Annotated in this window: 13 protein-coding genes; 2 read left to right on the top strand and 11 right to left on the bottom strand. The window is 43.1% G+C overall.

Features of this window, described 5'->3' with window-relative positions; translation table 11 throughout:
• Window positions 1-125 precede the first annotated feature (125 nt).
• Together J8L85_RS09365 and J8L85_RS09360 are read left to right on the top strand one after the other, a co-directional pair.
• Window positions 126-4,646, top strand: coding sequence for a two-component regulator propeller domain-containing protein (locus J8L85_RS09365; RefSeq protein WP_211016727.1), 4,521 nt, complete (start codon window positions 126-128; stop codon window positions 4,644-4,646).
• Between the two features lie 112 nt (window positions 4,647-4,758).
• Window positions 4,759-4,902 carry a hypothetical protein gene (locus tag J8L85_RS09360; RefSeq protein ID WP_211016725.1) on the top strand — a complete coding sequence of 48 codons (144 nt, stop codon included), beginning with the start codon at window positions 4,759-4,761 and terminating at the stop codon, window positions 4,900-4,902.
• 15 nt (window positions 4,903-4,917) lie between these two features.
• On the opposite strand, the gene J8L85_RS09355 is transcribed toward J8L85_RS09360, so the two are convergent.
• The 11 genes from J8L85_RS09355 to J8L85_RS09305 form a co-directional block, all read right to left on the bottom strand.
• Window positions 4,918-6,507: a sulfatase gene (locus J8L85_RS09355; protein WP_247656672.1), complete on the bottom strand. Its 1,590-nt coding sequence runs from the start codon at window positions 6,505-6,507 to the stop codon at window positions 4,918-4,920.
• 75 nt (window positions 6,508-6,582) lie between these two features.
• Entirely contained in the window at window positions 6,583-8,865 is a 2,283-nt protein-coding gene (bglX, locus tag J8L85_RS09350; protein ID WP_211016721.1) for a beta-glucosidase BglX, read from the bottom strand.
• Between the two features lie 99 nt (window positions 8,866-8,964).
• On the bottom strand, window positions 8,965-9,756 hold the full coding sequence (locus J8L85_RS09345) for a prolyl oligopeptidase family serine peptidase (protein ID WP_211016719.1): 792 nt from the start codon (window positions 9,754-9,756) through the stop codon (window positions 8,965-8,967).
• A 2-nt stretch (window positions 9,757-9,758) separates the two neighbouring features.
• Complete coding sequence (locus J8L85_RS09340; protein ID WP_247656623.1) at window positions 9,759-11,108, bottom strand: glucoamylase family protein; 1,350 nt, start codon at window positions 11,106-11,108, stop codon at window positions 9,759-9,761.
• Window positions 11,109-11,139: 31 nt separating this feature from the next.
• Window positions 11,140-12,504 (bottom strand): glucoamylase family protein, encoded by a 1,365-nt coding sequence (locus tag J8L85_RS09335; RefSeq protein WP_211016714.1) that lies wholly within the window; start codon window positions 12,502-12,504, stop codon window positions 11,140-11,142.
• A 58-nt stretch (window positions 12,505-12,562) separates the two neighbouring features.
• Entirely contained in the window at window positions 12,563-14,278 is a 1,716-nt protein-coding gene (locus tag J8L85_RS09330) for a LamG-like jellyroll fold domain-containing protein (RefSeq protein ID WP_211016712.1), read from the bottom strand.
• Window positions 14,279-14,286: 8 nt separating this feature from the next.
• Complete coding sequence (locus tag J8L85_RS09325) at window positions 14,287-15,819, bottom strand: RagB/SusD family nutrient uptake outer membrane protein (RefSeq protein WP_211016711.1); 1,533 nt, start codon at window positions 15,817-15,819, stop codon at window positions 14,287-14,289.
• A 21-nt stretch (window positions 15,820-15,840) separates the two neighbouring features.
• Window positions 15,841-18,873, bottom strand: a complete 3,033-nt coding sequence (locus J8L85_RS09320; protein ID WP_211016710.1) for a TonB-dependent receptor — start codon at window positions 18,871-18,873, stop codon at window positions 15,841-15,843.
• A 234-nt stretch (window positions 18,874-19,107) separates the two neighbouring features.
• The gene (locus J8L85_RS09315; protein ID WP_211016709.1) at window positions 19,108-21,864 is read right to left on the bottom strand and encodes a LuxR C-terminal-related transcriptional regulator; all 2,757 of its coding nucleotides are present in this window, start codon (window positions 21,862-21,864) and stop codon (window positions 19,108-19,110) included.
• A gap of 250 nt (window positions 21,865-22,114) precedes the next feature.
• Window positions 22,115-24,055 carry an OmpA family protein gene (locus tag J8L85_RS09310; protein WP_211016708.1) on the bottom strand — a complete coding sequence of 647 codons (1,941 nt, stop codon included), beginning with the start codon at window positions 24,053-24,055 and terminating at the stop codon, window positions 22,115-22,117.
• Between the two features lie 15 nt (window positions 24,056-24,070).
• Window positions 24,071-25,003, bottom strand: a complete 933-nt coding sequence (locus J8L85_RS09305; RefSeq protein ID WP_211016707.1) for a type IX secretion system membrane protein PorP/SprF — start codon at window positions 25,001-25,003, stop codon at window positions 24,071-24,073.
• Between the last annotated feature and the right edge of the window lie 6 nt (window positions 25,004-25,009).

The raw sequence follows: 25,009 nt of genomic DNA, 5'->3' as shown, positions 1-25,009 counted from the left end.
TTAAATTATCAGTAAGTATTATTGCCTAACCATTTGACGTAACTATTTAAATTTCAACCAGTAGTTATTTTTAAAATCCAGAAAAGGACTATCTTGTAATAACAATTTACTAACCAATAAAGGCATTGCGAATATTTCATCAGTATAGTGATCGTGTTTTTGATACCCCTTGTACCTTAATATTCTTTATCTTTTGTTTTGGATATTATGCGACCTCTTACACCCAAGAATCTTCCAGTAGCTTTAACGGTTTTTCCTTTAATAATCTTACTGTTAACGATGGCCTGTCACAAAATAGTGTAGTAAGCATTGCACAAGACACAACAGGTTTTTTATGGTTCGCTACGCAAGATGGATTGAATAGATATGATGGAAGGCAATTTAATATTATCAAAGAGCAGTTCGAAGATGTTACCAGACCAACCTATAGTAGGTTAGGTAAAGTATTTACCGATAAAACAAATAATTTATGGGCCATTACCTACCCCGGGGTCTTGAAATATTATGATAGAACAAAAGACGAATTTAAAAACGTAAATTCTATAAATAACGCCAGTGTTATATATGAAGATTCTTACAATAACCTATATATAGCCACTTTTGAAAATGGTATTTACAAAATAGCCCATGACACAAAAGATACCGTTCAGATATTGGAAAAGCCCTACCAGAATCTAAAAATTTATGACTTAATAGAGCATAAAAATGATATCTGGATTGCCGCCTCGGGAGGAATTTTTAAGTTAAACCCAAAGAACCATGCATTAGATGTGGTTCAAGAGCTGCCGGACACCAATTTCAGCTCTTTTACCCAAATAGCCGATAAACTATATATTGGCAGTTACGGCAAAGGGTTGTTTGTATACTCTTCCAGTACCGAATCTTTTGAACAGTTCAAAGGTTTCAACAACCAAAGATTCCACACTAATTTTGTAATTCAAGACGTACTATCAGACAGTAAAGATAGACTATGGGTCGCAACCTATGGTCAAGGCCTATATGTCATCGACCATAATAATGAAAAAATTAGTCATTTCATGGCTAATAAAAACAACCCTTATGCTATTCATTACAACGACATATTATCCCTGTTTCAAGATGCTACCGGAACTATTTGGCTAGGAACCGACGGAGGTGGACTTAGCTATTACGACGAATATTTATCGAAATTCAATACTCTTACGAATAAACAGTTACCAGAAGATGTTCATGTAGATGTTACCCGATCTATCGTAGCAGAAAACGGAAACATATGGATCGGAACATCGGGAAAAGGGTTGACCAAAATTAATTTGGAAAGCAACGAATCATCCACGATAGATGCAAAAGGCTCCAATTTGTTGGGAGACCGAATTATGTCTTTGTACCATGATAACAATTTTTTATGGATCGGCCACCAAGACTATGGTCTTCAAAAGATGGATGTAAATGGTAATCTATCCTCCATTGAAGAAACCGAAGACTTTACCATTTGGAAAATCTTAAAAGCACCAAACAACAAAATTTGGTTGTGTACCAGAAATCATGGACTGGTACTCTATGATAAACAAAAGGGAATAGAGGCCCAATATAATAGTGACAATTCATTACTTCCCACAAACAATATACGGACCATAACATATGGCAGAGATAGACATATTTGGATAGGTACCGAACATAACGGTCTTTTTAACCTAGATATAACCTCCAACAAAATAACACAGATTAAAGCCATTCCCGATAAAATAAAATCGCTTTATTACCAAAACGAAACACTCTGGATCGGCACGAACGGAAACGGACTTATAGCCTATAATACCATCAATGATTCTATTCTACGGTTTACTACCGAAAATGGACTCGCCAATAATGTTATATACGGCATTTTACCCGACGATCAGCATAATCTTTGGTTGAGCTCTAATAAGGGTATTTCAAAATTTGCGTTGAAAAATGGGAAACCTATCGTAGAAAACTATGAAAATTATGACGGGTTACAATCCTACGAATTCAACACAGGCGCCTATTTCAAAGGAGCGGACGGCACTCTTTATTTTGGAGGCCTAGAGGGTATCAATTGGTTTAATCCGAATCAATTAAAAACGAATCCATATAAACCTAAAACGATAATAACCAATGTTAAGGTTTTTAATGCTACACGTAGTCTTTCTGAAAAGATTCCTTTAAAACACACCCAAAACACCATTACTTTTACCTTTTCTTCTTTACAATTCTCACAACCAAAGCTAAATCAATATAAATACAGATTGATAGGCAACGATAACGATTGGATTTCTGCCGGCAACAACAACCAAATTCGTTATACCAATTTACCTCCGGGCAAGTATACTTTTGAAGTACTATCCAGTAATTATGATGGTATTTGGGGCGATTATCCCGCCACATACGATTTTGAGATAGAACAACCGTGGCATTTTACCAATATGGCTCCGGCCGTGTTTGCTACCTTTATATTACAGGGGTGCTTTATTGCAATCGGGGTATTTATGCTCTTACTATACTTTAGATTAAGAAAATCGGACTATATCCTCTATGGTTCCTATATACTACTTTTCGCCGCTTATTTTTTTCTCCGTATAGATTTAGAGTTACAAACAGGTTTATTCGTAAAGGACAGTAACACCATTTATAGTTTATTGACCCCCATTATCTTTTTGGTATCCGGAATTTTCATCATGTTCGTTAATTCCTTCGCTGAAATAAAATCGTACAATCCTATATTTTCAAAAGAGCTTAAATGGTTTGCGATTACCACGTATATATTGGCCATTGTTTCATTTTTATATTTAATGATCTCCAACAACATAGCATTGGTAAGAGACCATTTAAACCTTATTCTATTACCCTTGCATTTATATGGCATATACGCCGTTATAAGGGCTTATATTATCGTAAAATCCCCCTTAAGATATTATATTTTGTTAGGCAATATATTTCTTATCGGCTTATCTATGGTAGGGGTTTACTATGGTTCTAGAAATGCTTTTTCGGGAGGTGCCGAAGCCAATAACTTCTTTGGTTTTTACAGCTTCAACATCAGCCAAATGGCCGTGTTTTTAGAAATGATCGTATTTTCATTGGGGTTAGGGCATAAATTTTACTTTGTAGAAATAGAGAAAGATAAAATTCAAAAGACGGACGAATTAAAGACTAAACTGTACACCGATATTTCGCACGAAATTAGAACGCCCCTTACCCTCATCGCAGGCCCTATAGAACATCAATTGGAGAGGAAAGGCCTTTCTTCGGATGACAAAAAGGAATTGTCACTCATAAAAGACAATGCCCAAAGGCTATTAGGACTGGTAAACCAAATGTTAGACCTATCGATGATAGATTCTGGCCATCTAAAGCTAAAGGTAACCAAAGGAGACCTTAGGGGAATATTAATACAACTGGTAGAAGCTTACACATATGTCGCCCGCGAAAAAAATATAAAGATCAATTACGATCTAAAAAAACTCGGGCATGTTTGGTTCGATAAGGATGTAATAGAAAAAGTTATTTCCAACCTTTTGTCCAATGCCATAAAATATGCTCCAAAAAATAGTGAGGTGTGGGTAAATGCAAAAAAAGCACAGGGCAATCTTATATTTTCTATCATAAACCATACGGATGGAATGGAGATAGAAGACCTTGGTAAACTTTTCAAACGTTTTTATCGAAATAATAAAGACGCCGATGGTGTTGGTGTGGGGCTTGCCCTGGTCAGGGAATTGGTATCCTTGTCAAATGGGAGTATTATAGCAAATAGTATCGGGGAAGATAAAATTCAGTTTACTCTTACCTTACCAGTAGCTCAACCCGAATTGGAGCTAAATAAAGGGGAAGCGGATAATCGGCCTAAAAGTAGCATCCCCGATAACACCCCCGTAAAACCAGATCTTGGCAAAAAAGCAACGTTACTATTGGTAGAAGACGATAAAGATGTGCTAAAATATATTTCTTCAATTTTTAAGAACGATTACAAGGTAATAAAAGCACAGAACGGAAAGGATGGACTGGAAATGGCATTACAATATTGCCCCGACCTGATCATAAGCGATTTAATAATGCCGATTAAAAATGGTATTGAACTTTGCCATGGCATAAAAAATAATGAATTCACCAGCCATATCCCCGTTGTATTGCTTACCGCAAAAGCAAACGAAGAAAGCGAATTAACAGGATTTAGAACAGGGGCCGATGCCTATATTACCAAACCCTTTAACCCCAATATATTAAAGGTAAGGGTAGAGAAACTTTTAGAAAATAGAACTCGACTTCAAAAACACTATTCAAAAACCTTTAAGATAGATCCGGGCCTTGTTCCTACCAAAACGGAAGCTGCATTTTTAAAACGACTTCAAAATGTTTTGGACAACCATATTACCTCTACAGAGTTTACAAGTGAAAAGTTCGCTAAACTCATGCTTATGAGCCGTTCCCAGCTGCACAAAAAACTGAATGCCATTAGCGGTATGTCTACTTCAGAGTTTGTAAGGGTGCAACGTATTAATCTGGCAAAAAAACTCTTAAAAGAATCTGATGCTACCATTTCTGAAATCGGTTATCAAGTGGGCTTCAATACCCCTTCTTATTTTACCAAGTGTTTTAAAGAAGCCGAGGGCTGTACACCCAATGAGTATATATCAAAACAATCATAGCATATACTCTCTCTACCTAGGGAAACATATATTATACAATTAAAAACATACTTACCATTCCTCTTCTTCGTTTCAAGGTACCTTTATCCTCCTACCTTACTACCCCAAAACCATGAAACACAAAACAGGAGAAAATAAAATTTATTTGAGCATAGACCATCTCAAAGAAGGAAAATACGAGCTTTTTATACTGCAGGACGATAAAGTCATTAAAACTTTCGAAATAATTAAAGGGGATAACACCGAAATACAATAACGAATAGGCTCTTGCCTATTTCCCCCTTAACCGTTTAAATTGTTTATAGGCTTTATGGACGTCTTCTTGGGAAGCCTTTTCATACTCCTTTTTCGTTATTTTGTAAACCTTTTGTACAGAATCCAGCTTTTGGTGCAGGTTCGCCACAATGTCCCTATATCCACTATCCGAATACACATTGTGAAGCTCTTGCGGATCCCTTTTCAGGTCGTAGAGTTCCCAAGTATCTATGTCATCATAAAAATGCATCAGTTTATAGCGCTTTGTGCGAATACCGTAATGTTTTTTGACCATGTGAAAGGCCGGGTAATCGTAATAGTGATAATAAACAACATCCCTAAAATCAGCTTCGTCCATACTACCATCCAACAGTCCCTTAAAGGATTCTCCCTGCATGTTTTTCCCTAAACCGTTTAAACCGGCAAAATCGAGGAAGGTTTGGGCAAAATCCAGATTCTGCACCATGGCATTAATCTCCGTCCCGGGCGCTATGGTTCCGGGCAACTGCATCAACAATGGGGAACTAAAGGATTCTTCGTACATAAAACGTTTGTCGAACCACCCTTTTTCTCCCAAGTAAAATCCTTGATCGGAAGTATAGACCACCAAGGTATTTTCATCCAGACCACTTTCTTCCAAATAATCCAAAATACTGCCTACACCTTCGTCTACCGCCGCAATGGTGGCCATGTAATCATGCAAATAGCGTTGCCCTTTCCATTCGGCCAGTTCTTTGCCCGACAAGTTGGCCTTATGAAAAGCGTTGTTCTTTGGCAAATAAGCGGCATCCCATTGCTTGCGCTGTTCGGGGGTCATTCTCTCAAAATCGGTGGTCCAAGGGTTATGGGCCAATTCGGTACTGCCATATTCCTTGGTCATCTTAAGATCATGCCCTTCGTACATATCATCATAAATGGTCTGCAATTGTTCTTCCGCCGCCCGTTGGTTCTTAAAGGTCGGGAAATAGGACCCGGGCAAGGGAAACTGCACGGAGTCGTACTTTTTGACATGGCGCAAGGCTGGCATCCAGTTGCGGTGCGGGGCCTTGTGGTGTACCATTAAAAAGAAGGGCACAGAGTCGTTTCTTTTGTGCTGCAACCAATCTAGGGCATCATGGGTAATGATATCCGTAGCGTACCCTTCGATGCGGATGGTATCGCCATTCTCGATAAAGTCGGGGTTGTAATAATTGCCCTGATCGACAATAATTTTCCATTGATCAAAACCTTGGGGATATCCGTGTAAATGCCACTTGCCAACAATAGCGGTTTGATAGCCCGCTTTTCTCAATAGTTTGGGCAAGGTAGGTTGATTACCGTCAAAATGATCCCCATTTTGCCTAAATCCGTTGATATGGCTATGTTTTCCCGTTAGAATTACAGCTCTGCTGGGGCCACAAATAGAATTGGTAACGAAATTATGGCGAAACAAGGCCCCATTGGTCGCCAACCGATCTATATTGGGCGTAGGTGCCAATTGACCAATGGGGTGCCCGTAGGCACTAATCGCCTGCGAAGCATGGTCGTCGGACATTATAAAGATAATATTGGGCCTTTTCTTTTCAACTGTCCCAGAAGCTTTTTCCGTATTACAGGAAAATAACATACTAGTTGCAAAAATCAATACCAGTACTCCTCTGTATGTCATGCCATTTCTTAATTGATACGTTAATTTTATCTTCTATTGAAGGATAAAGGTTTCCTTTAGTTCCGTGTTGGAATCTCCCCCTACAAAGACCTCGAACTCCCCGGGTTCAGCGACAAAGTCGAGATCATAATTGTAAAACTTGAGGTCCTCAACGGTCAGGTTGAAACTTACCGTCTTGGTTTCTCCCTTTTTCAAGGCCACTTTTTGAAAGCCTTTCAACTCCCTTACCGGTCTGGTAACCGAGCCCACAAGGTCGCGAACGTACAACTGTACCACTTCCTTGCCATCGTAATCGCCTGTGTTGGTTACGTCGACACTTACCGTCAACGTATCGTTTTCGTGTATGGTACCGGAACTTAGTTGCAGGTTTTCATATTTGAACGTTGTATAGCTAAGTCCGTAACCGAAAGGATATACCGGCTCGTTTCGTTCATCGATATAATTGGAAGTGAACTTTTCAAATTTCCCTTCTTTGTTCTTTAACGGACGTCCCGTATTCTTATGGTTGTAGAAAATGGGTACCTGCCCTACGTTTTGGGGAAATGTCGCGGTCAATTTCCCCGATGGGTTCACATCCCCAAAAAGTACATCAGAAATGGCCAGACCGGCCTCGCTTCCCGGAAACCACACATTAAGTATCGCTGGAACCGTTTTACTTTCTTCCTTCAAAACCAAGGGTCTACCGGTAAACAGCACCAAGACCACTGGTTTTCCTGTTTTTAACAGGGCGTTCAGCAAGTCTTTTTGCACTTGTGGTATTTCAATATTCGTTCGACTGCTGCTCTCCCCACTAAATTCTGCCGCTTCGCCAAGTGCCGCCACGATTACATCGGCATTCTCCGCTACCTCCAAGGCCTCTTTTAGCAACTCGGCATCGGACCTTTGATCCCTGTTAAGACTTTTTCCGAACATCGTCGCCTTTGCTTCCAGTTCGGGATCGTAGGTCAGGTTACTTCCCTTGGCATAGGTAATGTTCACTTTTTTCCCGGCCACTTCCTTTATTCCCTCCAACAAAGCGATAGATTTACTCTGATCGGTAGATACACTCCATGTACCGGCCATGTTCTCGCTGGTATTGGCCAAAGGTCCTACAAGGGCAATGGTACCGGTTCTTTTTAAGGGCAGCAATTGGTTTTCGTTCTTTAGCAATACCATGGATTGCGTAGCGACCTCCCTAGCAAAATCCCTGTTTTCTTTCGTGTAAACTTCTTTTGCCGCTCTTTTTACCTCACAATATTTATAAGGATCATCAAAGAGCCCTAGATCATATTTGGCCTTTAAGATCCTTCGAACGGCATTATCGATCTGTTCCATCGTTACCTTACCTTCTTCCAGTGATTTGGGAAGGGTGTTCAAAAGGCCTTCCCCGACCATATCCATATCTACCCCCGCATTTAGGGCCAAGGCCGAGCTGGTCTGCAAATCGCCCATACCGTGTGCCACCATTTCATTGATGCCCGTATAGTCGGTGACCACAAAGCCTTCGAAACCCCATTGCTTTCTCAGCAAATCGGTCAGTAACCATTTGTTTCCCGTAGCGGGAATTCCGTCAATTTCGTTGAAGGAAGCCATTACGGTTGTCACACCGGCATCAATAGCAGCCTTGTAAGGTGGTAGGTACTCATTATACATACGTATGCGGCTCATATCTACGGTATTATAGTCACGCCCGGCCTCGGAAGCCCCATAAAGGGCAAAATGCTTCACACAGGCCATAATGGTGTTGTTCTTGGTAAGGTCATCGCCCTGGTATCCACGTACCATGGCCTTTGCGATTTCACTCCCCAGATAGGGGTCTTCACCGTTTCCTTCGGATACCCTTCCCCAACGCGGATCTCTGGAAATATCCACCATGGGCGAAAAAGTCCAGTTGATACCATCTGCACTGGCCTCTTGTGCCGCTATGCGGGCCGTTTTTTCTATGAGGGGCATATCCCAAGAAGTGGAGAGTCCCAAAGGAATGGGAAAAGTTGTTTTGTAGCCATGGATAACATCCAGACCAAACAACAAGGGAATTTTTAAACGGCTTTTTTCGACCGCTATTTTTTGGACCTCCCTAATTTTCTCCACTGAAGTCAGGTTCAATAGCCCCCCTACCTTGCCTTCTTCTATCTTCTTGGCTATATCGGAGTTTTGGGCCTGTCCGGTAACCACGTCCCCGGCGCCCGGCAAATTCAATTGACCTATTTTTTCCTCCAAAGTCATTTTCTGCAAGAGGTCTTCTACAAAGGGAACCCTCTGTTGCGCCATTGATCTTGTTGTGACCAAACATAAAAGTATTACGGCCAAACAAGGTATCGATATTCTGTTTTTCATATGATTAATTCTATTATAAGTATTTAAAAACAAGATAGGTACACCCATTATCAAAGGTTTCCCTTTAAGTATTTACATCCCGTCTAAATTGTTGTTTTTTTATTTTTTAAGTTGATGTGAAAAGAGCCATGATAGCAAATCCGGTTCCGCAAAAGCGGGATCCCAACTGTTATGGTTCGCATGATCATAAAGCGTGAACCTAGGAAAGGCGCCTTCTTTTAACAATGCCGTGACCATTTCAAAAGAGTGCAATGGATCGACCACATTATCATGGGCACCATGAAAGGCCCATATAGGGGTATTTAAGGCGTACTTATTTACCTGTTTTGGGTCTCCGGCCCCACAAATGGGAATGGCAGCCGCGAAGGTATGGGGTTTTCTAGCCAACAGTTCATAGGTTCCCATGCCTCCCATGGACAGGCCCATTACATAAACCTGATGGTTGTTGACGTATTTTTTTTGTTGGAACTCTTCCAATAAGGACATGACCAGCCCCATGGCCTTGGTCGGTCCTTTTTCGAATTGAAAATCCAGTTGAATGGGATAATTGCTTCGATCTACGTTTACCTGGGCCCAGTAATCGTCTTGGGGGCATTGTGGCATCACCACAATGGCCGGATAATCTGTCCGGTTTTCCCCATCGGTAAACAAGGTACTACCGTGGGTCAGTTGCTTTTCGTTGTCATTGCCCCTTTCACCTGCCCCATGCAAAAAGAACACCAAAGGGTAAGACACGTTTTTGTCAAAATTTTCGGGATATAATACCCTATATAATAGTGTGTCCCCGTTTTTGATCCATTTTTCCTTTTTAAACAAGGAAGTGTCCTGAGCTTGGCCCATCAGCAGCGCCCCTAAAAATAAAAGACAAGAAAAAATATATTTACGTACCATAATCAATAGCTAAAATTAAGTAAATTTAGGCCTACTTGTACATCCTCGTTTTGCATGAACAAATTCCATAGCAACCCTGTCCTATAATTTTCAATCATTATAATCTGCGGACCTTGGTCGATGGCCAAATAAGCTTCGGCTACCCAAAAGTCATACTCCGGACTAAAGGCATCGTAAAATCCGGCAGGCCCCAACAGTTTATCTTCGTTTTTATAAAAATATCGCAAAGCGGCCAAAGATTCCTCTGGGGTGTAGGGCATTGAACTAATGGCCGCCGTTGGGGATATAACCCCAAGATCGTTTTCCGGATGATGGGCGGCATAACCCATACTACCATCCGAATTTCTGGAATAGCTGGCCGTTAAGCCCCAACAATCCTCTCCATAACTTTCAAAGTTCTTCGGATTCTCCACACAATACCCATAATTGATCTTGGAATGGTTTACATTGACATCCCAGTAATTTACGTACTCATCCGAAAGTCCGTTCGGATCAAGTCCCAAGTACGAATAATGTGCCCAGAACAAGGGTCCCCCGTAGTTTTCGGCTCCATTATGTTTAACCAAAAGCGGGTAGCCATAGGCCGTATTGGAAGACAAAATACCCCCATTACCTGCCCACCCGGCGGTGTATACATCTTTATCTATCCCGTAATCGGGGGAAGCGGCCGCCATTATATAAGCGATCAACACCTCGTTATAACCCGAGAGCTTCAGGTTTATGTTAAAACCATAGTTCGGACTCCAATGCCAGTAAAGCGCATTGTCACCTTGGGTATACCAATCCCACTCGACCCCTTTCCAAAGGGTATCGGCCTTTTCGGCCAAAGCTTTTTCGGTATCCGAACCTTCTTTAAAATATTCCTTTACGCAAATGAGCCCTTGGGCCAGAAAAGCAGTTTCTACCAAGTCGCCCCCATCATCCTCTGTACTAAAAGGAATTACGTCACCAGATGCGCCATCGATCCAATGGGGCCATGCCCCGTGAAAACGATCGGCCGATTCTAAAAAAGTCAGTATTTTTTCCAATCGCCCTACACCTTCATCCCTAGAAATAAATCCTCTTTCGATACCTACGAGAAGGGCCATTAATCCGAATCCAGTGCCTCCTGTAGTTACTACGTTGGCACTATTTGAAGTGTCATCAGGGTGGTAGCGTTCCCTGGCACCTCCAGAATTGGCCTCCGCATAGTCCCAAAAGTACTTGAAGGTAGTTTCTTGCGTGAGGTCTAACAATTCCTCATCGGTAATTTCCGGTTCATCATCAACGGTCTCCTCCGATTCTCCCGGTAATTCCGAAGGAACATAGGTATAATCATCGCCTCCCGAACACGACCACAATAGTGCGCCCATTAAAAATATATAAATCTTGGTCTTTACCATTCTAGTTTAAATAAGGAGAATTGAACCCTAACTTTTGCAATCCGGTTTTGACTTCCTCGTTTTTCATAAAGAGCTTCCAGAACATACCCGTTCTGTAATTCTCTATCATCACGGGAATGGGGCCTTGGTCTATGGCCAGATATCGGGGCAGAGACCATTTTTTCTCTAGACTAAAAGCATCGTAAGGTCCGTATTTACCGATCAAGGAATCTTGTTCCTTATACATATACTTTAAGAACTGCATACTTTCCTTGGGCGTATACGGCATAGATGAAAGCGCTGCGGTAGGTGAAATAACACTTAAATCGTTATCGGGCCTATGTCCGGCATAGCCATCTATGGAATAGCTAGAGGTCAACCCCCAACAATTTTCACCATAACCTTTGTAACCATTGGGATTATCCACTGCATATTTATACTGTATCAAGGCGTGGTTTACATTTAGTTTTTCATAATCCCCATATTGATCTACAAGTCCGTTGGGATCCAGGCCAAGGTACGAATAATGCGCCCAGAACATGGGCCCCACGGGCGAGGCGTCGTGCTCGTAATGATCAAGTATGGTAGGCAGGCCATAAAAAACAGTGTCTTTTTTGATCGCCCCGTTTCTTGCCCAACCTTGCTCGTACACCTCTTTCTTGATAGGATGTGTGGGAGATGCCGCTGCCAATATGTACATTATCAAGGCCTCGTTATAGCCTCCGACGGGAAAGTTCATGTCCCAGCCATGATTGGGCGACCAATGCCAATACAGGACGTTCTGTCCCCCTTGGGTATACCAGTCCCATTCCACCTCTTCCCAAAGTTTCTGAATCTTGTCGGCCAGTGCTTTTTCTCGCTCGTTTCCATCTTTAAAATACTCCTTAACGGTGAGCATGCCCTGAACCAAAAAGGCCGTTTCAACCAGGTCTCCCCCATCGTCCTTGGCACTAAAGGGCGTCACTTTTCCAGAAGGCAGCAACCAATGGGGCCAGGCACCGTGAAAACGGTCTGCCTTTTCCAAAAAACCAATCGCTTTTTCATAGCGCTCCAAAGCTTGTTCCCGGGTTATAAATCCACGTTCAACCCCGACCAGAATGGCCATAAGTCCGAAACCGGAACCGCCAATGGTGATTATATCCTTATCATGGGCCGGATAAATATTGTCTAAATGAATACGTTCGCGTGCCAGTCCCGAAACCGGTTCGGCCCCTTCCCAAAAGTACTCAAAGGTCTGTTTTTGTACCGTATCCATCAACTGTTCGTTATTGGACAGGTACGAGGTATCGGCCTTCGATTCCGATGTTGCCATTTTCTTTTTAGAAGAATGGCCGTTACAACCAACTAACAAACTTGTAACGACCATTGTAATGAAGATAAATCTCATAAAATATATTAAACTAACTAACTCAAACAATTCAATTTAAACTCATAAATAGGACCCCTTATTCCATCAGATCCTGAATTTCATCGGCAGTCAAAACCCTATCGAACAAATAAAGCTCATCGATATAACTAGTATCCGATAAGTGGCTCCAACCTATAAAATTAGGAGCTCCGGAACCTATTGACAGAATGGAACAATTTTCCCAGTTCATGGTCTTACCTGTCATATCGCCAACATTGGCCACGGCCGTACCGTTAAAATAGATCTTGGTCTCGGTTTCGGAAACGGTGAACGCAATATGTACCCATTCTCCTGCGGTAACATCGATTACATCTCCATCGTTCCAAACATTGTCCTCAACAGCACCCACATGAAGTTTTATCCGTTGTTCGTTGGCATCACCTTCCCTGAACAATCTAAAGCCAGCGGAAAGATCGTTATCTGCACCTATCATAGGTGGAGCTACGGTCAAGATTCCCGCCCTATCGGCATCCGCATTTACCTTGTACCAAAATGCCCCACTGAACTCATTGGTGAACAACCCGGTAATTGGTAAGGTAAGATAAGAATCGGTAGCACCTGCATAGGCATTTGTACCTACCTTGCTCTCACCTGCAAAACTTGCAGTACCCACAAGGGTCGGATCTATACCATTTACCATATCGGTATTGGCTCCATCAAAAGGCATATACAAGGTAGCACCAAAATATTCTTCCTCTAGTTCTCCACCGTATATGGTAACCACTTCCTCTGCAGATAGTGCTTTGGTATAGAAGCGAAGTTCATCGATAGCACTATTGTCGGCTCCATGCCCCCAATAATCGTAGGTAGGGCCACCGGAACCAATAGTAAACTCTTCACAGCCCGTCCAATCTATAGGAGCCGACATATCGGAAGAATTTACCTCTACACCATTAAAATATATGGTGTTTTTGGTACTGGAAATGGTAATGGTAATATGAACCCATTCATCTGAAGATGGATCGATAAGATCCCCATCGTTCCAGCTTTCACCTGCTCCGGTACCAACATTCAATTTAATCCGTTGGTCGTCGCCACTAGCTTCCCTGAACAAGCGGAAACCCTGTAAACGGTCATCGGCATCGTCACCAACGACCAATATACCTGCACGATCCGGATCGGCGTCAACTTTATACCAAAACGAAGCACTAAACTCGTTGGACAACAAACCTTCTGAAGGAAAGGTCAAATAAGAATCCGTTGCCCCTGAATAGGCCCCTACTCCATCATGGCCGGGGTTCTCGAAGCCGGGTGTACCTACTTCCGTTGCCAATTCGAAGCCTATTTGATCTCTATAATCGCCATCAAAGGCCATATAGAAAGACTCCCCATCGAACAATGGCGTATAAGGTGGTGCTTTGGAAAAATCTACTGAAGAAGTCGATGTTTTTCCGTCAAGATCGGTAGCGGTTACGGTAAGTGTATGACTACCGTCTCCAAGACTGTCATAGGTAAATTCCTCAATGGCCCTTCTGTAGTCCAAAAAACTATTGAACGAAGCTATTTCATTGCCATCCAATAATACGACGATGTCCTTTATCTCGATATCGTCGGTTACCTCTAGACTTACGTCCAAGGTAGTCACGTCTTCAAAAACCTTGATTTCCATCCCATCGGCAGGAGAATTTATGGTAATCTGCGGAGCCTCGGCATCTTCTCCGGGCGCTACGTACGTCAATGGGTCTATACCATCATCACAGGAGACCACCAAGAGCCCTAAAACAAACAATAAGGATTTTATAGTATTTCTCATGATATCGTCTAGTTGTTTTGGTTATTGTATTCGTCTAGAATTGGACTTACATCCAATTGTTCCAATGGGTAAGGCAGGTATGCCTTCTCCATGGTAAAGGTTCTTCCGTCATAACTTAATTCGGATGTTTTTTCCAATCGGATCATGTCGTAGTATCGTATACCCCATTCCATGGCCAGCTCGGCAAACTTCTCATCCATTACGTCATCACTGGTTACTCCGCTCAAGGCAGGCATTCCTGCACGCGTCCTGACCAAGTTCACGGCATCATCTGCAGAACCTGCCGAACCCGAAGCACCTCTTGTCAAGGCTTCCGCATACATTAAAAGCACTTCGGCATAACGGATGACCGTATAGTTTTTATTGGTACCGTAGTCAGTTCTACCTTCGGTTAACTGAACGGACGGCAAATAGTGTTTTCCGCTGGCGAACATGGCCCTAGAGTAATCGTTTATCACGTCGCCATCACGAGTGGTGTTGGATACAAAATCGGGCAAGGTGGCATAATCGGTGTCTGTTTGAATATCGGCTATACCCCTATCGGTAAACAAGACACTGGTTTCCAATCGCGTGGTTTCGCCACGATCTAACATAAACTTGATGTATTTGGTACTGGGCTCAAAGAATCCCCAACCCTCACCGGCTTCGGGTACCGCTGGCGTCCACCCCTGTGGTCCGTAAAATGCAAACAAATGGGCGACATTTTCACCCGAAGATTGACCAAAATCGGAATATTGGATCTCTAGAATGTTCTCGTTGCACAACTTTCCAGGAATTTTGAACAATTGGTAGAAATCGTCATAAAGTTCAAATTTTCCGGAGTTAATGATTTCTCCAGTAGCATCGGCGACCGCCTGATAGTTCTTTAATTCGAGATTGGCCATGGCCTTTACTGTCAATGCCGTATACTTGGTCATACCCCCAGGAATATCGGTTCTTTGATTGGGGCGAAGATCCACAAGGTTGGGAATGGCCTCATCCATTTGATCAGAGATCCATTGCATCAAATATTCCTTCGATTCTACCGTGATACTTGTCTGATCGGTACTTTCTATCAAATAGACATCGCCAAAAACCCTTGATAGCTCTAAGGTTATAAACCCTCTCAAGGTCATGGCCTCGGCTATGTACTGGTCGACCAAACTACTATTGACCCCGCCTTCCCTGTAGAGTTCCAACTGCTCTATCTGGGAGGTGATCTGCATCACATCCTGGAACCAGTTTTCCCAAAGTGAATTGTACATCCAATAATTGTTATCGTAGGTGTAGTTATCGGTGTCGGCAAAACCCTGTTGGTCTCCCAGACCGCCCGCATTAACATCGTCTCCCCTAACGGCTATAAGCGGAATCTGTTCCCAGCCAACACTTTGAAAAGTTTCATATGCACCTACAAGCGCTCCATAGGCCCCTTCGGTACTGGAATAATCAATATCATTTTGATACGACCTAAGTTCCGCGTCTTCGTCTAACTTATTGTCACAGCCCGCCAAGTACAAACCGCAAACCAGAAGTAAACTTTTTATATAAATCGTTGATTTCATTTCCCTGATATTTTTTTATGATTATAATTTTATATTCATTCCGAAAGAATACGTAGAAGGTATCGGATAGGTTTGGCTATCTATACCGTCGAAGCCAACTTCAGGATTAAAGCCATTGTACTCTTTGGTCCAAAGGAAGGGTCTATCCGCAGTAAGCGACAATCGTATTTCGGGCAACTTATCGTTCTTGATGGTATAGGCCAGTTGTATGTTCTGGATCCTAAAGAAATCGCCATCCTGTAAGAAGAAATCGGAAAGCTTTTGGTTCCAAGATTGTCTATAACCCTCAGAGGAAGGGAAGGCATTGGTAGATCCCTCGCCCGTCCAACGGTTTTTAGCCAGTTCGGCATCGATATTTCTTCCTGTGGTCCAAATGACTTCGGCCCTGTTCCTGTTTAAGATTACATTGCCCCCTTGACCGTAGAAAGAAGTAGAGAAATCCCAGTTTTTATAGTATAGGTTAATGCTACCTCCATAAAAATAATCCGGTACGGGAGCACCAAGGTACACCCTATCGTCGGCATCCAATGTACCGTTACCGTCAACATCCCTAAACTTAAAATATCCTGGAGCAATATTGGTACCACCCGCAATGGCCGATTGTGCCACAGGGTCCGCATCTACCTCCGCTTGGGTCTGGTAAACGCCCTCTATATCGTAACCGTAGAAAACATTTATAGATTGCCCTTCGGTAATCATCTGCCTGAACTCCGCAGAACCTCTTTCTATATATGGCTGGGTGTATAGGTCGGTAACCTCGTTTTTAATCTTACTGAAATTGGCATTAACGGAGTAACCAAAATCTTTACCGATCTTTCCATTGTACCCTACGGCCAATTCCAATCCTTGGTTTCTAACACTACCCACATTTTGGTAACTCACTTCGGTACCTACAAGGGGCGACAGGGGAATCACCATGTCTTTGGTATCCTTAATAAAATAATCGGCTTCCAAAGACAGTCGGTTGCCCAAGAACTTGGCCGAAATACCAATATTGGTCTCTTCGGTATACTCCCAGCTGATATCATCGGAGATGGTTTCAAACTGCGTTCCGGTATAGTATTGATCGTTAAAGACGGTCTGTACCGTACTTGATCCCACGCCACCATCGGATGCAGGTACGGAACCATTGGCCAAGCGTCCCCAACCACCTCTTAACTTAAGGTAGTCGATAAAGCCGACATTTTCCATAAAAGATTCTTCGGAAACAACCCAACCCAAACCAAAGGCGGGCAAGTGCACATAGGTTTCGTCGTATTTATTGGCACCCTCAGCCCTATACGTGGCATAGGCCAAATACCTGTTCTTGTATTTATAGGCCGCCCTACCAAAATAGGAGAATCCGTAAGATCGGCTACCTCCGTCATATGATGTTTGACTATCGGTAGATGTATTGGCAATATACCAGGTCTGTTCTTTGTCCCTAACAAAAGATCCACTTGGGTCAAAATAACCGGTAGTACCAAAATAGCTATAATAATTATCTCGGTAAGACATACCTCCCATTAAGGTAAGGTCGTGATCGTTGAACGTATTCTGATAGGTCAATACATTATCAAAAACATAAGACTCGTCCGTTACCTGACTTCTGTTAATAGAAGATTGCTCTACACTTCTTTGATAATCATCGGTAACATAATAAGGTAGGTAGACATTACGTCCTGTGGTACCCGCATGATTATAGGATAGACTGGTCTTAAAGTTTAATTTTTCGGGAACCAGTTGAAAATCGGCATAAAAATTGGCCACGGTTCTACGTATATTGCTCTTAAGATCAGAGTTGTCCATCGTAGGAAACGGGTTTTGACTGCTTCTGTACCCCAGTTCCCTGGCATCGGAATAAGGAAGCGGGTCGGCCTCGGTGAACAAGTCATCGTATACGGGCATAATAGGTACCGCAAAATAGGCCAATGACCACGCCGAACCCTCATCGTCGTATTTTGTGGCATTGCTATAGACCATACTACCACCTACTTTGAGCCAATCGTTCGCCTTAATATCCAATTTAGTCCTTAAATTAAAACGCTCATAGCTGTTGTTCATATCAAGAATACCGTCTTGGGTAAAGAAATTGCCCCCAACGGAATAGGCGATATTTTCCGACCCCCCATCAATGGAAATATCATGATTTTGGGTCATTGCCGTTCTTAAGATCTCATCGTACCAATCTGTATTTACATCGGGTACGTTCGGGTTGATCCTACTACGCCCATACCGTTGCATGGCGCTCTGCACACTTGCTATTTCCGATTCCGAACCGGACTCCAAGGCGAAATTCACAAACTGTTCGGTGTTCGCCATTTGAAGTATATTCTGTGCTTTTTGAACCCCGGTGTAACCAGAATAGGTAATGGTGGCGTTTTTATTGAACTTGCCCCCTTTGGTCTTGATCAAGATAACCCCGTTCGAAGCCTCTACCCCATAAATGGCAGATGCGGAGGCGTCCTTTAAAATGGACATGCTCTCTATCTCACTGGCATTCAAGAAATCGATGTTATCAAAGAACACCCCGTCTACAACGAACAATGGAGTAGAATTACCGTATACAGAGTTTACGCCCCTGATCATAATCTCAGGTGCCTCACCTGGAGAACCAAGGCTACTTACCTGAACACCGGCAGCCTTACCCTGTACCGCCTGCATTAATTGCCCGGTCGGAACTTTCTCCATACTTTCTGTATCAACAGATACTATGGCACTGGTCAAATCCGATTTTTTCTGGGTACCATAACCCACTACAACCACTTCATCCAACGTTTGGGTATCTTCTTCTAAAGTTACCGATACCGACGTTCTTCCGTCAACACGAACTTCTTGGGTCATAAACCCTATATAACTGACCAACAATACGCCATCGGACGGAATGCCTGACAAGGTAAAATTACCGTCAAAATCGGTCTGTGTACCCGTAGTAGTTCCTTTAACCACCACACTGGCACCTGGCAAGGGCTGCCCTCCGGTATCGTACACGCCCCCCCTTACCGTAACACCATCCTGTGCATAACTTGCTATTTGAAACAAAAAAAGCAGTATTGCCAATATTGTATTCCTCATTTTGAATAATGTTTAATTATTAGTTTTAATTTTTACCAAATTACCAATTACAGTATAGGGAGCGGAGTCAACTAGGTACATAAAAAATACATCACCCCAACATCTGCCCGAATGTCCTATATAAAGGATGTTTGCAGTAGTTACTATGTTAAGTGAATATTAAATTTTAACACATTGATGTAGTAATGATGTATGTATAAATATCGAAAGGCATTAAAAATATCGTAAAAAAAGCTAGTTAAATTTGATTAAAAAGTTAGAAAGGTTCTGAGAACTGTCGATTCCTAATTTTTTTCGAAGTCGGTATCTATGAATCTCCACTCCCCTATTTGAAATCGCCATTAAGGGCGCAATCTCTTTTGATGTAAGGTTCATTTTCAAATAAGCACATAATTTTAGGTCTTTAGGTGTTAATTTGGGATACATTTTTAACAGGTTTTCGAAAAAGTCCTCATGAAGTTCTTTAAAGTTAACTTCAAAATGCTTCCAATCCTCATCATCATTAATAGAATTGTCTAATTTTTTGATAAACGAACCAAAACGTTTTTGATTGGTAAATTGGCTTTTATTTACCAATAACATTTCCTTTAACTCTAAGATAACCTTGTTCTTCTCGGCCATACTCATTGTAATGCGGGCCAATTCCTTTTGTTTTTTCTTAATTTCCTTTTCAAGTTTTTCTTTTTCCTTTTTTGCCAACCGCTCTTCTTGGTCCTTGATAAATTTGGTTTTTAGCTCTAAATGACGTTTCTCTATTTTTGATCTGTTGTACCTTCTTAATAAAAATAGTGCTACAATAAAAGCCACTATATAAAGTACGAAACTCACCTTGGACAAATACCATGGTGGTGCGATTTCAAAAAATAAGATGTTGGCCTTGGAACGTTCATTGTCTATACCTACACTAAAAACATTTAACTCATAATTGCCATAGGGAAGATTTTGAAAATTTATTTGACCATTTTCCAAATAAGCCTCTTGATCTATGGGCCCGCTTAGATCATAGTAATATGTGGCATCCAGCAAGGCGGGCGATGCAATATTTACCGTAATGTCACTTGCCAACTTGTATGGAATTTCAAAAGTATCTTTATCCAATGGATACGTGCTACCCTTGGCCTTAAAAGACACCAGCTTGGGTTGCTGTAGTTCAAAATTCTCAAAATGATGGCGAAATTCGGATATATCCAGTTTTCCAAAACCATCATTTAAAGTAAAGGAATAGGTAGAATCGTTTAGCTTAACGATTTTTTCAGCTTCGGGGGTCAATCGTTTTTGCAGTTGCAGATCGTCCAAGATGTAATTCACCTCCTTTAAATCGGAAAAGAGTACTTTTTTGACGCCTTCGTTATCTATAAACCAAAAAGACGAATCATCATGGTACACCAGATTCTTATGATTATAAGCCTGAAACTCATCGAACAGTTTTATCTTTTTTAAAATGGGATCATACCTATGCCACACCCCTTCAATATCCAACGCGATCTGATTTCTAATATTGAAGACCTTAACATTGTAATTGGTAGGTATGTTCTCTTTGGTAAATTCGATTTTATCTACCACCTGATCATAACTATCGTTGAGTACAAGGCGGTACAACCCTTTATAAGGGTGAGCTACCCAGAGTGTATGGGCGTCTTCGAAACAAAGGTATTTAGCCGGTTTGTTGATTCCCGTAATCGGGGTAACGACCCAATTGCCCGAATCGTCCTTTTCGTATTTGGACAAACCTATATACGTACCCTGAACAAAGGAAGCATCCGATTCGGGGACCTTTACGATCTGGTAGCCCCCTGAAATATCCGATATCTTTTCAAAAGTGTTTTCTTCTACTTTATAAGTTCCTGTATTATGACCGCAAAAAAGATCTCCGTCCGTAATATTCAAATCCCACACATGACCTTGTGAACCTTCAACAAAATGCAACACATCGTCCTTAAAATAATACATGCCCGTGTTACTCGCCATATATAGGATATTCTTATAAACGGCCAGATCGTACACCGTACCCACGGCACCCGTATAATCGGTATAATAGGTTAAGGGATAGTTGAGTTGTATCCTATCGATTCCATTGTCCAAGCCCACCCATAGTTGGTCTTGGTACTGAGTCATTGACAATACTGTATTGTTCTGCAGTCCCACTTGACGGTTGACCTTTTGACTACTTTTTTTATTCTTATCATAGAGATATATACCGTTCTTTATGGTCCCGAAGGCAATCATACTTTCCGAAATCGGCAAGATCTGATTGAGTTGATGTTGACTTAATTGGTCGTCTATTAGGGTTTTAAAAGGACTTACCCCTCTATCGTTCAAGATAAAACAACCATTACGCCTAGTACCAACCAAAAGGCCTTCTTCTATTTCGGCCATACCAACAATAATCTTATCGGAAAACAGCTTATACTCTTTCAAGGGCTCTAACTTATCATCTACAAGTTCGTAAAGCCTGTTATGTCCGGCAGCGACCACAATCTTATCTCTATATCCAGAAATATAGTTGATCACAAAGTCAGGAGCGATTACCTTGACTTCGTTATCCCTTAGAAGATATATGCCGTTAAATGATCGAAAAAGCACATCATCGCCATAGGGCATAATTTGCCAAAATTCTTCATTGGTAAAGGTGTGATCTTTTATTAAGTGCGTCAGCGAAGTATACTCAAGAACACCATACGTATTCTTCACCCAATAACCGAACTCTTCATAAGACCCCGTATATATTCTGTCGTTGATATGGGCAACGGACCTTATCGTCGTATTGTCGGGAAGTTTATAAAGGTGCCATTTCTCTCCGTTATAATGAAGCAATCCGCTATTGTTGGCAGCGAATAATTCTCCAGCCTCATTGGTAGACAACCCCCAGTTTTTACTGTCGGCCCTATATTCAAAAATCTTATAATTATGTATCGGCGGCAAAAGGTTTTGTGCACTTAACCGCAAAGATGTAGTGAGTACCGTTAGTAATAGGATGAAAAATAATCTCATGTAAACACCTATTTTTCTCTTTAAGGGGATAAAGATAAGTAGAAGTTATATCATAGGAAGCAATGTGAACATGAAGTATAACAAGATATGAATCTAAGACCTGAGAATATCAAAAACCGAGTATGTTATCTATCTTCAAAAGACTCTTCTGTACAATTATGGGTATATATAACAGGTTCTATCGTATAAAAAAAGGGAAGAAACTGAGCTTCTCCCCTTTTATATCCATTTGTAACTTTGTAACAGTGGACTATTCCACCACTATGAATTCCGATCGTCTGTTCATCTGGTGCTGTTCCTTGGTACAGGGCACCCCGTTGCTACACTTGTTGGTGAGCTGGGTCTCCCCATAGCCCTCGAAGGAAATTCTGTCCTCGGCAATGCCATGGGCCGTCAAATACGCTGCAGTGGCCTTCGCCCTGTTACGGGACAACCTTATATTGTACGCATCGTTGGCACGGGAATCGGTATGCGAACGTACCTCTACCTTTACATTCGGGAATTCCCTCAGGTACGCCAGCACCTTTTCGATACTTACCTTGGCATCCTCCCGGATAAAGTACTTGTCGAAATCGAAATAGATAGGCTCTATCTCCAAATACTTGACCAGGTCGGTTCCCACAGGGGCCGATTTTACCGTCCTGCCCAAGACCACCTCTATGCCCGTGGCATCTTTTGACCCTATGGTCACAAAAGCCTTCTCCCCATCGTCGTAATCACTTTTTGAGGCCACTACCCTATAGTTTGCTTCCCTGCAATCGCCTTGCATGCCAAAGGCCCCGTCGGCATCGGTCTCCGATGTGGAGACCACATTGTTTTGGTCGTCGTAGACCTTGACGGACGCATTGGCCAGCAGTTCCCCTGTCGCTTCATCGATGACCGTTCCGGCTATCAGGATATAGCACTTGAGGTCCAAGGGCCTGGTCTCCGTAAAGCCGTAGATATCATCATCCCCGTGTCCTCCCTCCCTGTTGGAGGCGAAAAAACCTTTCTTTGTGTCTTCGTCGATTATATAGGAGAAATCGTCCTCTTCCCCGTTCAACGGCCGGCCCACGTTCACGACCTTGCCGAACTCCCCTTCCTTCAGATCGGTGGCGAAAACATCGAGCCCGCCCAGGCCAGGGTGCCCGTCACTTGAAAAATAGAGCACGCCCGAATCCGTCACAAAAGGGAAGGTCTCCCTGGCCTCGGTATTGATCTTGGAGCCCAGGTTCCGTGGTGTGCCGAAGCTTCCATCGGCATGGATGTCCACGACAAAGATATCCGACTCCCCTACCGTGCCCGGCATATCGGAGGCGAAATACAGCTTGCTTTCGTCCTTGTCCAATGCCGGGTGCGCCACCGAGTAACTGTCGTCGTTAAAGGGAAGCTCCTCGATATGTTTCCATTCGCCGTCCTCCCGCGTGGCCCTGTATATCTTTAACCGGCTCACTCCTTGCTCGTCCCGCGAGAACTTGCCGTTGTTGGAGTTGTTCCTCGTAAAGTACATGGTCTTCCCGTCCTTGGTAAAGGCCGTCGAGGACTCATGGGTCTTCTTGTTCAACTTCCGGGAAAGCCGCGACACCTCGAGGAAATTCCCCTCCCCGTCCCGTGAGGCCTTATATAGGTTCAGAAACGAACCGTTGTTCCATTTATGGATGTTCTTCGATATGGACCCACTGTCCCTTGCCGTTGAAAAGACCAGGTCCCGTCCGTAAAAAGACGGGGCAAAATCGGACACCTTGGAATTCAGACCGATATTCTCGATCTCGTAACGGCCCGAATTCGCCTCTATCCGATCCAGATAGTCCAGGTTCTCCCCGAACTGTACCGCGCGACGGTCATTGGCCTTGGCCTCTTTGAACCTGTTCATCCAGCTATCGGAGGCACCGTACTCTTCCAGTGACTTAAGGGTCTGCGCATAGCGGTACATGTATTCCGGGTCGATATCCGCATTGTCGAGTTCGAACAGTTTCCCGTACCACTTAGATGCCTCTATGTACTTGGCGTTATAATAATTCGCGTTCCCCAGGTTCTTGAATATTTGCTCTTCGCCGTAACCCTCCGCTACCAGGTCCTCATAGGACTGTATGGCAGGCGCATAGGCAAAGTTGGAAAACTTGGTTTCGGCCTTTTCCAGTTTTTTTTCCTGGGCGTTCACCATACAGCCCATTACGGCCAAACCAAAGAAAATAGATCTTGCTTTTTTCATGTTGTCTTATCGTATTTAAAAGAATCTCGGGGTAATCACTCGTTTGTACTTGTTCAAAAATTCATACCTCAGCATGATCTCGAAAGATCCGTCGTTGAAACTTGCCCCCCCTAGCTCGGTGACCTCCCGGTCATAGGCCAGCCCCAGCATCAACTGATCGCTCAACTGGAACCCGAACAGCCCGCTCAGGGCGGCGTCCCAACGATAGGCCGCACCCAACGAGAACTTCTCGTTGAACAAAAAGCTCGCGCTAAGGTCCACTTGCAGGGGCGCCCCCTTTACCGCCTTCACCAGGGCGGCAGGCTTGAACTTGGTCCTGTAATCCAGGTCGAACACATAGCCCGTGATGAAGTAGAGGTTCATTCGCTCTTTGGCCAAAAAAGAGCTGCCGCCAGAACCCGATGTGTCGAAATGTTCCGTTTCCAAAAAGTTCGGTACCGACAGCCCCGCATAGTAACGGTCCGTATGGTAATAGATGCCCGCCCCGATATTGGGAGAGAACTTGTTGTCGATATTGGGAAGGTTGCTCTCCGCCCCGTAGTTCCTCAACTTCGAGAAATCGACGTTGAACAAATGGCCCCCGGCCTTCAGGCCGAAGGAGAGCTTGCCCTCCTCGGAGGTATGCACCGTATAGGAAAAGGCCGCATCGATGTACGTGTCCTGGTTCGTCCCGTTGCCGATCTCGTCGTGCACCACCGAGAGCCCAAGACCCACCGAATTCGATACCGGCGTATGAAGGTTCAGTGTCTGGGTGCTCGGGGCCCCGTCCAGACCCACCCATTGGGAACGGTGCAGCGCCGCTATGCTGAAAACACCACGGGAGCCCGCATAGGCCGGGTTCACCGATATCGTATTGTACATGTACTGCGTGTATTGGGCATCTTGCTGTCCAACGACCGAAAAAAGACCGGAAAATATGGACAGGACAGCTATAAATAGTTTTTTCATCTTTAT

Source organism: Maribacter sp. MMG018 (assembly GCF_018100785.1).
In the GTDB taxonomy this organism is placed as follows: Bacteria; Bacteroidota; Bacteroidia; order Flavobacteriales; family Flavobacteriaceae; genus Maribacter.
Note: the sequence above shows the minus strand (reverse complement) of the source record. Positions and strands in the feature narration are given on the sequence as shown.

Coding starts and splice junctions, on each gene's coding strand:
- J8L85_RS09305 (WP_211016707.1), bottom strand. CDS start 25,003: ATGAAAAAACTATTTATAGCTGTCCTGTCCATATTTTCCGGTCTTTTT.
- J8L85_RS09335 (WP_211016714.1), bottom strand. CDS start 12,504: ATGAGATTTATCTTCATTACAATGGTCGTTACAAGTTTGTTAGTTGGT.
- J8L85_RS09315 (WP_211016709.1), bottom strand. CDS start 21,864: ATGAGATTATTTTTCATCCTATTACTAACGGTACTCACTACATCTTTG.
- J8L85_RS09330 (WP_211016712.1), bottom strand. CDS start 14,278: ATGAGAAATACTATAAAATCCTTATTGTTTGTTTTAGGGCTCTTGGTG.
- J8L85_RS09310 (WP_211016708.1), bottom strand. CDS start 24,055: ATGAAAAAAGCAAGATCTATTTTCTTTGGTTTGGCCGTAATGGGCTGT.
- J8L85_RS09355 (WP_247656672.1), bottom strand. CDS start 6,507: ATGTTATTTTCCTGTAATACGGAAAAAGCTTCTGGGACAGTTGAAAAG.
- J8L85_RS09360 (WP_211016725.1), top strand. CDS start 4,759: ATGAAACACAAAACAGGAGAAAATAAAATTTATTTGAGCATAGACCAT.
- J8L85_RS09345 (WP_211016719.1), bottom strand. CDS start 9,756: ATGGTACGTAAATATATTTTTTCTTGTCTTTTATTTTTAGGGGCGCTG.
- bglX (WP_211016721.1), bottom strand. CDS start 8,865: ATGAAAAACAGAATATCGATACCTTGTTTGGCCGTAATACTTTTATGT.
- J8L85_RS09340 (WP_247656623.1), bottom strand. CDS start 11,108: ATGGGCGCACTATTGTGGTCGTGTTCGGGAGGCGATGATTATACCTAT.
- J8L85_RS09320 (WP_211016710.1), bottom strand. CDS start 18,873: ATGAGGAATACAATATTGGCAATACTGCTTTTTTTGTTTCAAATAGCA.
- J8L85_RS09325 (WP_211016711.1), bottom strand. CDS start 15,819: ATGAAATCAACGATTTATATAAAAAGTTTACTTCTGGTTTGCGGTTTG.